At 62.6% G+C, this 326-nt stretch carries 1 protein-coding gene; it reads left to right on the top strand.

Translation table 11 applies throughout. The features are described 5' to 3' along the window. A partial coding sequence (locus AMD30_RS24405; RefSeq protein ID WP_156354446.1) for an AMP-binding protein occupies positions 1–326 on the top strand: 326 nt, incomplete at both ends.

The following is a 326-nucleotide window of genomic DNA, read 5'->3' on the forward strand; positions in this document are numbered from 1 at the left end:
AGTTGTTTTGGCCGTTGATGGTTGGTGCTTCGGTGGTGGTGGCTGAGCCTGGTGGTCATCGGGATCCGTGGTATGTGGCGTCGGTGGTGGAGCGGTGTGGTGTGTCGGTGTGTCATTTTGTGCCGTCGATGTTGTCGGTGTTTGTGGAGGCGCTGGGGGAGTCGGCGCAGCAGCAGGGTTCGGTGGGGTTGGGGTCGTTGCGTCAGGTGTTTTGTTCGGGTGAGGCGTTGGGTGTGGGTGCGGTGGAGGGGTTGCGGGGGTTGGTGCCGTCGGTGCGGGTGGTGAATTTGTATGGGCCGACTGAGGCTGCGGTGGATGTGACGTCG

Origin of the sequence: Gordonia sp. HS-NH1 (assembly GCF_001418765.1) — a bacterium.
Taxonomy (GTDB): Bacteria; Actinomycetota; Actinomycetes; order Mycobacteriales; family Mycobacteriaceae; genus Gordonia.